This is a genomic window from Streptomyces johnsoniae, from assembly GCF_031845565.1.
In the GTDB taxonomy this organism is placed as follows: domain Bacteria; phylum Actinomycetota; class Actinomycetes; order Streptomycetales; family Streptomycetaceae; genus Streptomyces; species Streptomyces johnsoniae.
Genome location: NZ_JAVREV010000004.1, coordinates 329,294 through 342,315, shown reverse-complemented (window position 1 = coordinate 342,315; position 13,022 = coordinate 329,294). Strand labels below are relative to the sequence as shown.

8 protein-coding genes are annotated in these 13,022 nt (G+C 73.6%); 5 read left to right on the top strand and 3 right to left on the bottom strand.

The window, feature by feature from the left end; genetic code table 11:
- Positions 1-73: 73 nt before the first annotated feature.
- The 3 genes from RM779_RS09745 (at position 74) to RM779_RS09735 (ending at position 2,143) form a co-directional block, all read left to right on the top strand.
- Complete coding sequence (locus RM779_RS09745; protein ID WP_077062492.1) at positions 74-634, top strand: histidine phosphatase family protein; 561 nt, start codon at positions 74-76, stop codon at positions 632-634.
- A 71-nt stretch (positions 635-705) separates the two neighbouring features.
- On the top strand, positions 706-1,104 hold the full coding sequence (locus RM779_RS09740) for a thiol-disulfide oxidoreductase DCC family protein (protein ID WP_311617268.1): 399 nt from the start codon (positions 706-708) through the stop codon (positions 1,102-1,104).
- Positions 1,105-1,297: 193 nt separating this feature from the next.
- The gene (locus RM779_RS09735; RefSeq protein WP_311617267.1) at positions 1,298-2,143 is read left to right on the top strand and encodes a maleylpyruvate isomerase family mycothiol-dependent enzyme; all 846 of its coding nucleotides are present in this window, start codon (positions 1,298-1,300) and stop codon (positions 2,141-2,143) included.
- Here RM779_RS09735 and RM779_RS09730 read toward each other — a convergent pair.
- The gene (locus tag RM779_RS09730) at positions 2,133-2,597 is read right to left on the bottom strand and encodes a YybH family protein (RefSeq protein WP_311617266.1); all 465 of its coding nucleotides are present in this window, start codon (positions 2,595-2,597) and stop codon (positions 2,133-2,135) included. The genes RM779_RS09735 and RM779_RS09730 overlap by 11 nt on opposite strands.
- Between RM779_RS09730 and RM779_RS09725 the strand changes: the two genes are divergently transcribed.
- On the top strand, positions 2,565-3,029 hold the full coding sequence (locus tag RM779_RS09725; RefSeq protein ID WP_394813258.1) for a winged helix-turn-helix transcriptional regulator: 465 nt from the start codon (positions 2,565-2,567) through the stop codon (positions 3,027-3,029). The genes RM779_RS09730 and RM779_RS09725 overlap by 33 nt on opposite strands.
- Positions 3,030-3,063: 34 nt before the next feature.
- The gene (locus tag RM779_RS09720) at positions 3,064-3,567 is read left to right on the top strand and encodes an AAA family ATPase (RefSeq protein ID WP_311617264.1); all 504 of its coding nucleotides are present in this window, start codon (positions 3,064-3,066) and stop codon (positions 3,565-3,567) included.
- 154 nt (positions 3,568-3,721) lie between these two features.
- Here RM779_RS09720 and RM779_RS09715 read toward each other — a convergent pair whose 3' ends face one another.
- Together RM779_RS09715 and RM779_RS09710 are read right to left on the bottom strand one after the other, a co-directional pair.
- Positions 3,722-6,007 (bottom strand): UvrD-helicase domain-containing protein, encoded by a 2,286-nt coding sequence (locus RM779_RS09715; RefSeq protein WP_311617263.1) that lies wholly within the window; start codon positions 6,005-6,007, stop codon positions 3,722-3,724.
- Complete coding sequence (locus RM779_RS09710) at positions 6,004-12,936, bottom strand: DEAD/DEAH box helicase (RefSeq protein ID WP_311617262.1); 6,933 nt, start codon at positions 12,934-12,936, stop codon at positions 6,004-6,006. Before RM779_RS09710 ends, RM779_RS09715 begins: the two co-directional genes overlap by 4 nt.
- Positions 12,937-13,022 lie beyond the last annotated feature (86 nt).

Sequence of the window (13,022 nt, the reverse complement as noted above, 5' to 3'; positions counted from 1 at the left end):
AGCTGGAAGATTCCGTTGTCATATTTATGTTTCCCTGGTGGTGCGCTAATTCGACTGCTCGTACGATCGCGCCATGCTGGTCACGCTGGTTGCCGCTGCCCGCAGTTCCGCTGTCCTCGACATCCGTTTCGGTGATGACCGTCCGCTCGACGTGGCCGGCTGGCAGGCGCTGGAGCGGGCCATGCCCGTGCTGCTGCCGCTGGCCGCCGCCGAGCTCCGCTACTGTTCCCCGACCCCGTGCAGCAGGCAGACCGGTGACGCGCTCGGGCTCTCCCCGATGGCCCAACCGGCGTTGCGTGACTGCGACATGGGGCGGTGGCACGGGCTGACCCTCCAGGAGGTGACCGCCCGCGAGCCCGCCGCGGTCGGCACCTGGCTCGCCGATCCGCGGTCCGCGCCGCACGGCGGCGAGCCGCTGCTGTCGTTCGTCTCGCGCGTCGGCGGCTGGCTCGACACCCGGCCGATCGAGGGGGACGGCCGCGTCGTCGCCGTCACCGAGCCCTCGGTGATCCGGGCCGCGATGCTCTACGCCCTGAAGGCTCCGCCGCAGTCGTACTGGCGCACCGAGGTCAACCCGCTGTCGGTGGTCAGCCTCAGCGGGCGGCCCGGCCGCTGGAGCCTGCGCCTGGGGTGAGGACGCGGGCCCCGTGCACGGTCGGCGGGCCCGCGGCGACGGGCGGCGCGCGGGAGGAGGAGGATGGGGGCATGAACACATCGCCAGTGCTCGTCTACGACGGCGACTGCGGATTCTGCACCAGTTCGATGCAGTTCGCCCGGCGCCGGGTCCGGCCGCGCTGCGAGGCCACGCCGTGGCAGTTCGCCGATCTGGCGGCGCTCGGTGTCACCCGTGAACGGGCGGAGCACGAGGTGCTGTGGGTCACGCCCACGGGCGCGGTCTACGGCGGCGCGCACGCCGTCGCGAAGCTGCTGATGAGCGCCGGGGGCGCCTGGGCCGTGCTGGGCGCGCTGCTGCGGCTGCCGCCGCAGCGGTGGGCCGCACACGGCGTCTACCGGCTGGTGGCCGCCAACCGCCGCCGCATGCCCGGCGGCACCCCGGCCTGCGCCGTCCCCGCCCGCCGCCACCCCGGCGAGCCCCGGGACTGACAGCGTCACCCCGCCCGGGGGCCGCGGCGGCGAGGGCGGCCTTGCGGCAGTCGGAACGGTGGAAGCCCGGAGCGCTGCGCACGTCCGCTGCGCACGTCCGCGACGGGCAGGACACCGGCGGCCGCGGCGGGCGGCCCCCGTTCCGCGGCAAATTGCCTGGCAGCTCGTCGCCGGGACGTGGTGCACTGCGGGCATGAACTGGTCCTGGCTCGGCCCGCCCATGGACGTGCGGCCGCTGTTCCCCGTCGAGCGCGGCGCGTTCCTCGACCTGCTCAACACCCTCACCGCCGAGGACTGGGAGCGGGCGACGGTCTGCCCCGGCTGGGCGGTGCGGGACATCGCCGGCCACGTGCTGCACGACCAGGTGCGCCGCCTGTCCGCGGACAGGGACGGGCACCCGGGCCCCGCGTTCGAGCCGGGCGAGGCGCTGCCCGGCTATCTCGCCAGGACGAACGAGGACTTCGTGCGGACGGCCCGGCAGCTCAGCCCGCGGCTCCTCGTCGGCCTGCTCGACCGCCTGGGACAGGAGCTCGACGCGATGTGGGCCGGCCGGGACCTCCACGCCCCGGCCGGGCTCGACGTCTCCTGGGCCGACCCGGGCGCGCCCGCGCCGACGTGGCTCGACGTGGCCCGTGAGTACACGGAGTACTGGGTACACCAGCAGCAGATCCGCGACGCGGTCGGGCGGCCGGGCGCGGACGGGCCGCGGTTGCTCCGGCCGGTGATCGACGCCTTCCTGCGCGCCCTGCCGCACACCCTCCGCGACGCCGCCGCCGCGCCGGGCACGGCGGTCACCGTCACGGTGCCAGGACCCGCGGGCGGGCGGTGGACGGCGGTGCGCGGCGCGGAACGCTGGGGCCTGGCCCCCGCCGTTCCGGACGGCGGGCGGGCCGCCGCCGAGGTGGAGCTGGCCGCGGACACCCTCTGGCGCCTCGCGTCGCGCGGTATCGAGCCCGCTGTGGCGCGTACGCGTGCCCGGCTGCGTGGGGACGAGGCTCTGACCGGGGCGGTGCTGGACATTGTCTCGATCATCCGATAAAGGCCCGCCCGTGCGCCCCGGGCCGGTCCGCCGCCGGGCGTGCGGTGCCGAACGGGTTGTCGATCACGTAGCGCCACGTGCCGTCGGGGCCGCGCCTGGCGACGTCGGTGGCCGTTCCCTCGACGTGCACGGGCTCGCCGGCCGGGCCCGTTCCCTCGATGACCCAGTCGACGATCAGCAGCGCGATATCGCCCGACACGTAGGTGTGCCGCGGGCGCACCTCGATGGGCAGGCCGAGGCCGAGGACGTCCGCGGTGGACCGGGCCAGTCCGTCCCCGGTGACGGGCTCGCCCGGCCGCGGAACGAGCACGGCGCCCGGCTCGTACAGGCGCGTCACGGCCTCGGTGCTGCCGGTGCCGAAGGAGGCCGCGAAGACCGCGGGATGTTGTTCCGGCTCGGTGGCCGGCGGGACAGTGGGGACATGACGGTGACCGGAAGGCGATGCGGTGCTCATGGGATCAGCGAACGCGACGGCGGCGAGGCTCACCAAACGGAAACCCACGGCGCCGCCCGCCGCCGCTGGGATGCCGAGCTGGTGCCGGACGCGCGGGGCCGCACGCGTGGCCCGGAGCCGGGCTGCCCGGTCGAGACGGCCCTCGCCGCCGTCTCGGGCCGCTGGACCACGCTCGTTCTGCGCGAACTGATGCACGGTGCGCACTCGTTCGGCGACCTGCGCGAGGCGCTGCCGCGCATCAGCCCCAAGGTGCTCGCCGAGCGGCTGCGCGCCCTGGAGGAACGCGGCCTGGTGACCCGCGACCGGCTGCGCGGCTTCCCCGTGCGCACCCGCTACCGCCTCACGCCCGCCGGGCGTGCCCTGCGGCCGCTGCTGATCGAGCTGTACCGCACCGGTTCCGCGCTCGCCGAGGAACGGGGTGGCGACCGGTGACCGGGCGCCGGCGGGGGAAGGGGGGAGACTCGGCATGCCGACGCTTCACCTCGTGACGGGCGCCCCGGGGTCGGGAAAGTCCACGGTGCTTCCGCACCTGGCGCACTACCCGTTCGGCGCCGTCGACTTCGACGAACTGCTGGAGCCCGGCGGCAGCCTGCTGGGCCTGAAGGTGGCGTCCCCCGACGCCGAAGCGGTGTGGCCGCTGTACAACGGGCTGTGGGCGAGGATCGTCGCGATGCTGCTGCGCGCCGGCGGGCCCGTGCTGGTCATGTGCCCCCTGACACCGGACGAGTGGGAACGCGCCACGGCGGGCGTCGCGGGCCTGCCGCGGGCCGCCTGGGCGCGCCTGGACTGCGACGACGAGGAGCGGCGCACCCGCCTCGCCGCCCGCGGCTGGGGCGACGCGCCGGTCGAGGAGGCGCTCCGGGACGCGGACGACCTGCGACGCGTCGTCGACCGGGAGTTCACCACCAGCGGCCGGAGCGCGGCCGACGTCGCCGCGGCCCTGGCCGCATGGGTCGGCGGGGCGACGTAGGACCAGGCACAACAGGGCGAGCCGACTCCGGTCGTTCACCGGTCATGCACCGCTGACGAGCTCGGCCCGAGAGTGTCGCCCCTGCGCGGTCCCGACGACCGCCGTTACGGGCGGAGCCGGTCGGAACACCCGCGGCCGGGGCGAGGGCGCGGACTCAGCTGTCGCCCACAGTCCAGGAGCCGTCGAGGAACGGGCTGGCCTTCCCGTGCCAGAACATGTCAACGGTGTCGCGTGCCCGTGTGGTCGCCACGAACAGGAGAGACCGCGCGCGCTGGATGTCGGCCCGGTACCGGACGGGGTCCGTGTCGCGCAGGGCGTGCACGGCCTCCCTCGGCACGAGACCGTCTGTCACGCCGGCGATGATCATGCGCTGGTATTCGAGCCCTTTGAACCGGAACATGGTGCCGATGTGCACTCCGCCGCTGCCGTCCGGGCCGTCCGCACGGATCTCCACCGAGTGGATACCGTGCAGCCTGAGCGTGTAACCCACCTCGGCCGCCATCTGGTTGGTCGGCACGCAGATCGCGATGCGCTCGTGCGGGGTGCTCAACTCCTCACTCGCGTCCCACTTCTTGATGAGCGCGGCGATTCCCTCCCGTTCGGCCCCCCAGTCAGGGAACGGGTGCCCGGACGGACGGCTGCCGCTGAGCACCGACCGGTAGCCGGCCAGGGTGTCCTCGCCGCCGTCGAGATCGTCGTACGTGGTGCCGCCCAGGATGCCGAGCGCGGACCGGAGGATCTGCCGGGTCGTCCGGTAGCTGAGGCTCAGTTTCGCGGAGCGACCGCGGATATGGATGCCCAGACTGCCGAGCGTCACCTGATTCTTGTAGATGCGCTGGTGGGTATCGCCGACGATGAACAGATCGTCCGCGGTCCGCGGAGTCATCGCCCGGAGCATCTTCCAGTGGGCGGGTCGCAGATCCTGGGCTTCGTCCACGACGATATGCCGGTATCGGTAGCGCAGCCATCCTCCCGAGCTGTCCATGAGGTGGATGTTGTCGAGGCCGCCCGCTTCCTCGCGCTGCCGGGCGATCTGGAGAATGCGCTGTTCGCGGCCCATCTCCAGCCGGGCGGCTCGCTCGGCCACCTGGTCCCAGGTCTGCCGGCCGAGGCGGTCGAGCCGCTGGGTGAAACGTTCGGCGAGCTGCCAGATTTCCGCACGTTCACCGCGGCCGATGTTCGTTCCCCGGCCGGCGCGCCGGGCCCGGAAGTACTCCGTACGGGCGCCGACCGCCTGCCCGAGGATGACCTGGGTCCACTCGTCGTGCAGGAACTCCGGCTCCCACGCGCTTTCTCCGAGCTCGTCGAGAAGCGCGCGCCACTCGCGTACCGCCTGGTTGTCGTCGATGGTCTGCTTGCCGCTGCCCGGCTCGGCCTCCCGGACGATGCGCAGCGCCAGCTGGTCGACGTGACTCACCTCGACCCGGGCCAGCAGTTCTTCCCCGCCCAGTTCCAGCAGCCGGGAGCGCAGGTCGGCGGCGAGGTTCTTGTTGTAGGTCGTCAGCAGAACGGAGGTGTCGCGGCCGGGCGGCAGCTGACGTACGAGGTGCTGCACCCGGTGCAGGGCCACGATGGTCTTGCCGGTGCCGGGGCCGCCGCTCACCCGGGCGGGGCCGCGGTGACGCCGTTCGACCAGCTTGGCCTGAGTCGGGTGGAGGAAGAGCTTCCAGCGGCCGAAATCACCGCTCTCCAGTGCTTCCCGCAGGGCTTCGTCCGTGGTGGTGACGACCGTTGCCGGGCGTCGTGCGGCTGCCTCGAAGTCCTCCGGATCGACGGGCCCGGTGGCGGCCACCGGCCTGGTCACCTGGTCGAGGACATCGGTGTACGAGGCCCCATCGAACAGGGAGAGCAGCACTTCGCCGGTGAGTTGCGGCGCGTACTCCACCAGACCGAGCAACTGGTCCTCGGTGGTGAGCGTGCGGATGACCGGAAGCAGAGGTTCGGCGACGCCCAGGTCCAGCAGCTGCTGCCCGGTCCACTCGGCGAACAGCGTCCGTGCCGGTGGCGGCTGCCGCTCGGGAGCCGGCGGCCCGGCCGGAGCCGGTGGGGCACCGGGCGCCTGCACCGAGGTGGCCGGGGCAGGGAGACGGCGCAGCACGCTGTCCTCCACGACCTCCAGATCCACGTACTCGATCCCGCCGGTGACCTGGTTGACGCCGTACGACAGCCGGTCGTAGACGTGCTTGCGGTGCCTGACGGAGACGATCAGCCAGTCGTCCTCGGCGAGTCGCAGCAGCAGGGCGCGGTACTCGTCGTTGACGCGCGCCGACCACAGCCTGCTGTCGCCCTTGAGCTGCTGCAGCTTGAGCCCCGCGGTGTGCGGATTGGCCTTGAACTTGTGCTGGAAGTCGAAGAACGCGCCCTTCACCGCGCGGGGGAGTTTGAGGATCTCCTTATCGGCTTTGTCGAGCAGGCGCAGCGTCACGCCCGAGGTGTTCATCGTGTCGTCTCCCCCTCGCTGGTGACCGTGCTGTTCCGCGACCGGCCGGTGAGACGGGCGATCAGCTGCGCCCGGTCCCAGGCGGCGGCCGGGCGGACGTCCCAGCCCGCCGCCGCGAACGCCCCGTCCCGGTCCTCGGCCTCGTGGTCCGGCTCGGCGCCGTCCGAACGGGCGGCCAGTACCACGCCGATCCGCGCTTCGGGCCAGGCCAGCTCGGCCTGCCAGCCGTGCGCGTCCAGCTCGAAGCCGTCGTGCGGGGCTGGCGCGCCGGCGTCGGCCAGCACGTGCGCCAGAACGGCGAGCCCCGGCTCCTGGGGATCCAGGTACGCGATGACCCGCTCCCAGCCGGAATCCCGCCGCCCGGCGGTGCCCGCGACGGCATCGTCCGCACCGGGCACGGGCGAGACTTCCTCAACGGCGGCGACGGCGGCGACGGCGGCGGCGACGGCGGGCACGGCCGGCGCGGCGGTTTCCGCCGCCCGCGCGGGTACCGGCACGTGCGTGGAGCTCAGCCAGCCAGCTCCGCCCGTCACCGTGAGCACCTCCGTGGCGAAGCCGTCGAGCATGCTGGTCGTCAACTGTGCGCTGTCACCACCGCCCTGCTCCAGGAACTGGAGCACATTGCCCCAGAACAGCCAGGCCCGCCAGCGCCGTTTGTGCGTCTTCTCGTCGGACAGGGCCGCGTCCCCGTCGTCCAGGACGGTGAGCCCCGTCCACACCGGCGGGGTGCGCCTGCCGTCCGCCGCCAGCACCAGGCGGCAGCCCGACGCGTCAGGACCGGACAGCAGCCGTACCGGTCCGGCGCTCCCGGCGGGAACGCCGCCGCGCAGCGCTTCCCGGATGCCCTCGCCCACGTCCGCACCGGAGAGGGCGGCGGCACGGACGCTCCCGGCCCCGCTCATGCCCGCGGCCGCCGCCTCCGCCCGTCGGCGCCAGCGTTCGGGCTCCGGGGAACGCAGATAGGCCAGGAGCAGCAGCACCGGATTGACCCACACCGTCTCGGCCAGCTCGCCGGGCAGCCCGCGGCCGACCCGCTCGTAGTAGTCACGGGCGCGCGTGAGGCCGTTCGCGCTGTACGGCTCCCACACCGGCTCGCCCGGCGCCGCCGGCGCGTACCCCGTGTCCTTGACCCGCTGCCGCCATTCCTTGACGTCGTAGAAGGTCAGCCCGAAGACCCGCAGGCCCTCGGCTCTGAGCCGGGTCCGCTTCATGGCGTCGTCGGCGAGCCGGTTGTGCTCGCGGGTGGCGTGGTAGGCGTATCCGTCGAGGTACAGGGCGACGCGCGGGCCGGGCGCGTCGAGCCGTTCGAGGAGTATGTCGGGCCTGGTGCCGTCCAGGACGCGCTGCTGGGAGACGCGCCAGCTCACGGTCGTGCCGTCCGCCGCCGTCAGCCGCAGGTCGAGGGCGTACGTGCCGGCCGAGGTGGTGTACGCGTCGGCGGCGGCCCTGGACTCGGCCAACTGCGCCCAGTCCTGGAGCGTTTCGATGAACAGCACCTCCAGATCGCTTTCGGCCTGCCGATGCAGCGGGATGTGCCGCGTCGTCGCGACCGGCGCGGTCCGCCACCGTTCGCCCTCCGCGCCGAGCAGCTCCTCCAGCATCTGCCGGACCTCGGTGCGGCTCACCTTGTCGTAGTCGGCGGCCGGAACGCGTCGCAGCAGGCATTGGTGACAGCCGTCGAGGCCCTTCTCGATGCACGCGCAGCCCTCGATGACATCGCGCGCCTCAAGAAGAACCTCCCGGAAGCCGTCGGCGGACGCCAGCCGGTGCAGATAGCCGGTGCCGCCCGGCAGCCGGTCGTACACGACGAGGAAACGCCTGGGCCAGTCGCCCCCGGCGTCGCCCGCGTGGTCGGGCATCGTCGCCTCGGCGATGTCGATATGGTCCGGATCGCCCCCGTACCGCGCGGTGATCCCGGCGAACAGCGCGGCGGTGAACGAGGCGAGCCGCTCCTTGACCCGGGCCACCGAGGCGGGCAGCAGGATGCGCACCGCCTCCGTGGTCAGCTCGTGCGCGAGCAGCAGCGGCACGTCCTGCCCGCCGGCCCGCCCCTTCGCCCCGGGAGCCCCGGCCTCGGCCCCGGCCTTGCGGCGCGGGCACCACAGCAGGTGGTGCTTCGCGGCCGGAGGGCCCGCCGCGCCCGACTCGGTCAGCGCAGCCTGCGGAACGTCCACCACCGGCCGCCCGTCGGCCGTCGCCCCGCCGCAACTGGTGCAGACGTGGAACGGGTTGATCCGCACCTCCCGCCCCGCCAGCGGCACCGTGCCGCTGCCGTCCTCGCGGTCGAGGCCCAGGTTGAGCGTCCGGATTTTCGCGTGGCGGGTGAAGTCCACTCCGAAGATCGCTGTCTCGTGCCGCCAGGAACCCGGGGCCAGCCGCTCCGGATCGATGTCCACGGTGGTGACGACCGCGTAGCGTTTGCGGTCCCGCTCGTCGCGGTCGTCGCGGACCCGGGCGTCGTCCCGCTTGTCGCGGGAGAGCACCCGCCTCGGCTGCATGACGTACCGCACACAGCCCGCGTCGGCGATCTCCCGCCCGCCGCAGCGCGGGCACGGGGCCGTGTCGTGCTGGGCGTCCTCGGTCCGCACGTATCCGCAGGCGGGGCACAGCCGCCACACCGACCAGGCGCGGCGCTCGGGGCTGCCGACGTCGAGGGCGCGCACGCTGTGCCGGTAGCCGCCCACGTAGAAGCTGTTCCCCGGGGCGAGTTCGGTGAGCGCCGACTTGCGGGCCCTTTCGTAGTTCCGGGTCTCGCTGCGGTACGTCCTGCGGGCCGTGTCCCCCCGGCCGGTGTCCGCGTCCCGCGCCTCGTCCTCCCCGCTCAGCGGCTCGCTCCAGTACAGCGTCGCCTCAAGCTGTGTGGTGGTGTCCACGAGGCTGTAGTTCGGCAGCAGCCCGAGCTCCACCAGGGTGGCGTGGGCGCTCGACTGGCTCAGCTCGCGCAGCAGGTCCCCGGTGCCGCGGCGTTCGGCGAGCAGCTCGCGCCGCTCCCTGGCCTGCGACTCGTCCGAGCGGGCCAGGTGGCCGACGGCCTCGTCGATCGCGGCGATCCTGCGCCGCAGCTCCTCGCGGCGCCCCGTCCAGTCCTCTTCTGCCTCCTGGAGAACGCGTACGATCCCGTCGGCCGCGAACGACATCAGCTCCCCCGCCGCGTGCGCCGAGACCCCGGCGCCGTCGGCGTCCCGCCCCCCCGCCCTGTCCTCCGGGAAGAGTGCCAGGAACTCCGCGACGAGACGCTCCCCGTGGGTCCTGGCCGCGTCGGCCAGGTCCTGGCACCAGCCGCCGGCCCCGAACAGGGCGGACGACAGCCGGGGGAGCGGCGCGAGCACCTCGCCGTCGGACGTCCGCAGCTCGCCGCGGGCCGCGAGGTCCAGCAGCCGGGCCGTGTACTGGCGGCGCAGGATCTCCACCGCGGACAGATAGCAGCCCGGCGGGAGAATCGTCCCGGCGATCATCTCCCGCGGCTCGTCCAGGTAGTACAGGTCGCGTGCCTTGCGCCCGCCGAACGCGACGACCAGCGCGTTGCCCGTGCGCCGCCCGGCCCGCCCGGCCCGCTGCACGTAGTTGGCCGGCCCGGTCGGCAGGGAGCCGAGCAGCACCGCCGACAACTCGCCGATGTCGATGCCCAGTTCCAGCGTCGGCGTGCAGGAGAGCACATTGGGGTCGGTGTAGTGCGTGCCCGCCTTGAACGCGCGCTCGACGCGCTCCCGCTGAGGGCGGCCGAGCATGCCCGTGTGCTCGGCGGTCACGACCCGGAACGTGCCGCCCGTCAGGTAGAGACGGCGGTAGTAGTCGCCGGTGTAGTCCCGCTCCTGCGCCGCGCCGCCGAGCGGGTCCGCCGGCTGCGGCGCGGTCAGCCTCCCCTTGCAGCGGTACCGGGGGCACGGATGCCCGTACCAGCGTGCCCGCCGCTCGGGCGCGACGGCCTGCTGCCAGCCGCAGTCCCCGCAGCTGACGAACGCCTGGTTGACCACCGCGTCGCCGAGCAGCCGCACCTCGATATGCCCCGGCTGCAGCCCGTAGACCCGGGTCTGCCGGTCGCGGAGGGTCCGCACCGCCAGAACGCGTGCGTCCGCCAGGGCGGGCAGCAGCCTGCGCAGGAACTCGACGGCCCCGGCGGCATCCAGCCCCAGGCACCTGCGGGTCCAGTCCTGATACCAGCCCAGGCGCCCGGTGACCGCGTCGAACTCCGAACGGTCCTTCTGCCCGTCCAGCAGGAACCGCGGCGGGGCGACTCCCTCGGGGAAGGCGGGCATGCCGTCCGGTCTGCGCCCCGAGATCAGGTAGCGGTTCCCCCCGGCCTCCTTGATCCAGGTGTCGAGCCAGTGGTGCCGCACCGCGCCGCGCACCCGCAGCCGTTCCAGCAGCCCCCGCACGTACGCGAGATAGCGCTCGGGCGTGGGCATCCCCTCGCCGACCAGCAGCTGGCCCGGCAGGGCCAGGTGCAGATCGCGGGCCAGGTCCGCGACGCGCTCCGGCTCGGCCACGGCCACCTCGGCCGCCGCCGTCCTGGTCAGCTCCAGCGTGCGCCCCAGGCGGCTGCGCAGCCCGAACTCCATCACGGTCGCGAACGCCAGCCGCTCCCCGATCAGTTTCCAGGTGCGCGCATCACCCGTGCCACGGCCGGACAGCACCCGGTCGACGCCCGGCTCGTCGTGCAGATCCGGGGGCACCACGGCGGCCAGCGCGTCCGGATCGTCCGGGTCGTCAACGGAGTCCAGCACGTGGCCGATCAGCTCGTTCAGCGCGATCGGCGCACCCGACTCGTCCAGGTTGTGGGCGAGCAGCGAACGCAGCGAGAACTTGTACGAGGCGTTGGCGACATAGCCGGCGCGGTGCGCCGCGTCCTGCGTGGAGTCGTTGAACAGCAGCGTCTTGCGCTCCTCGGGAACGAGCGCGATATCGCCGCCGATGAACAGCTGGGTCACGGTCGCCGAGGCCAGAGCCGCCTGCGCCGTGCCGAGGAAGCGGATGCTGTTGTCGGTGTGGCAGGCCGGGCAGCGGTCCTCCTTCGCCGCCCGGTCGGCGGTCCTCTTGTCCAGCAGCGCCAGCGCGAACCATGCGTCGACGAGCTCCCCGTCGTCGCCGGCGGTCGGCAGCCGGTACGTGCCCTGCCCGCCATCGAGCACGACCACCGACAGCGGGTCGGACCTGCCGTCCGAAGGCCGCGCCCCGGACAGCGCGTCGAGGGCCTGCCCCCGTTCACTGCTCGTCGCGGAGATGAAGTAGCGCACGCGCCGCTTGTCCCGCCCCGTGGCCGCGCGCCACACCCGGTCCTGCGCCGTCACCAGCCGCTGCGGATCGGCCTCAGGGGACAGCGCCGCCCACCCGGAGCGCCCGCAGTTGCGGCAGTACACGGCCGGCAGGTGCACCTGGGCCGGACGTGGCGCCGTGTCGGAGCCGGGCAGTGGCTGCGGCCTGCGGGCCGAGGACGACGGCCAACTCCCCGAAGAACCCTCCGGCTCGCCGTCTCCGGGCGGGGCGGCGTTCAGCGCGGCCCGGCGGGCCGCGGTCCGGTCGTCCTCGTACCAGCGGAACTCAGGAACGCGACCCACCCCGCGCAGCACCCGCGTCACCGGCCGCACCCACAGATGTGCCTCGATGTGCAGCAGCGGTCTGGGTTTGCGCTCATCCGAGGCGGGATCGCGGGCCGCCGACAGAAGGGCCACGAACCGGTTCAGGGCCAGCAGCACCAGCCGCGGGTTCTCCCGGGCGGTGCGGCCCCAGGAGTAGCCGAAGCGGGCGAGCCGCTCCCGCAGCGCCCACTCGTCCAGCGGCTCCCCGCTCAGCATCGACAGCACCCCGTGCGTGAAGTCGTGCCGCATCAGCAGCCGCCCGACCCGGAAGGCGTCGAGCCCTGACCGCCCCAGCATTCTGGTGGCGAGCGCGTCCAGGTCCAGCAGATCCGGCCGAGCCTCCACGTCCGGCCCGCCGGACACCGCCACCACCTCCTGGGGGGTGGGCGGTTCGGGCAGCTCGTAATCCACGGACCCGGTGAACTCCCCGGCGGTCATCCGTTCCTCGCCGATGACCGCGTCGGCCGGGAACGGCATCCCGAACACCCGCGCCGCCACATCGAGAATGCCCCCGGCATCCTGGCCCGGCGCGCCCTCGCCGAGCGTGGCCGAGGTCGCCACCGGACAGATCGAACCCAGGGGCCGGCCGGGCCTGGACGCGCCGGTGGCGGCCCCCAGCCGCCGCAGCAGCATGGCGACGTCGGTGCCCTGCGCGCCGTCGTACGTGTGGAACTCGTCCAGCACGACGTAGGCGGGATCGGCACCCTCCCACAGACTGCGGTCCGCCCCGCGCTGCAACAGCAGGTCGAGCATCTTGTAGTTGGTGATCAGCACGTCCGGCGGCGAGGCCCGCATCTCCTCCCGGCGCGTCATCACCCGCCGGAAGTCCGTATCGGGCCGGTCACCGACGTAGAGCCCCGCGGTGACCCGCGCCAGCTCAGGCAGCGCCAGGTAGTCCGCGATGCGCCCCGCCTGGTCGGTGGCCAGCGCGTTCATCGGATACAGCAGCACGGCCTTGATCCCGCCGTGGCCCTCGGCCTTCCGCCGTCGGCAGTGGTCGAGAACGGGCACGAGGAACGACTCGGTCTTGCCGGAACCGGTGCCGGTCGTCACCAGCGTCGGCCGCGCGGGCCCGCGCAGGGTGGACAGGCGCGACCAGGCCCTCGCCTGGTGCCGCCACGGCGGATACGCCGGAAACCCGGCCGACCACTCCACGTCCTCGCGCCAGCCGTCGTCGGCCAGGTGGAACGGGGTCCTGATCCGCAGGTAGGGCCCGCGGAAGATGCCCGACTCCGGGGCCCCGAGGAAGCGTTCGAGCGCGGCCCGGGTGTCCTCGTCGGCGAGGGCGTAGGTCGTCGTGAGGTACTGCGTCAGACTGCCGCGCAGCTGCGCGGCGGCCAGAGTGGGCTTCACGACGTTTCCCCTGTTCCCTTGGCGGCGATTCCCGCCGGTCGGCACCACCGTAATGCGCGCCCCGTAGCGCCGCCGACGGGCCGGCG

What these genes read in the sequence shown, in the direction of transcription:
- RM779_RS09740 (WP_311617268.1), top strand. Translation starts at nt 706, where the DNA reads ATGAACACATCGCCAGTGCTCGTCTACGACGGCGACTGCGGATTCTGC.
- RM779_RS09730 (WP_311617266.1), bottom strand. Translation starts at nt 2,597, where the DNA reads ATGAGCACCGCATCGCCTTCCGGTCACCGTCATGTCCCCACTGTCCCG.
- RM779_RS09745 (WP_077062492.1), top strand. Translation starts at nt 74, where the DNA reads ATGCTGGTCACGCTGGTTGCCGCTGCCCGCAGTTCCGCTGTCCTCGAC.
- RM779_RS09735 (WP_311617267.1), top strand. Translation starts at nt 1,298, where the DNA reads ATGAACTGGTCCTGGCTCGGCCCGCCCATGGACGTGCGGCCGCTGTTC.
- RM779_RS09720 (WP_311617264.1), top strand. Translation starts at nt 3,064, where the DNA reads ATGCCGACGCTTCACCTCGTGACGGGCGCCCCGGGGTCGGGAAAGTCC.
- RM779_RS09725 (WP_394813258.1), top strand. Translation starts at nt 2,565, where the DNA reads ATGACGGTGACCGGAAGGCGATGCGGTGCTCATGGGATCAGCGAACGC.
- RM779_RS09715 (WP_311617263.1), bottom strand. Translation starts at nt 6,007, where the DNA reads ATGAACACCTCGGGCGTGACGCTGCGCCTGCTCGACAAAGCCGATAAG.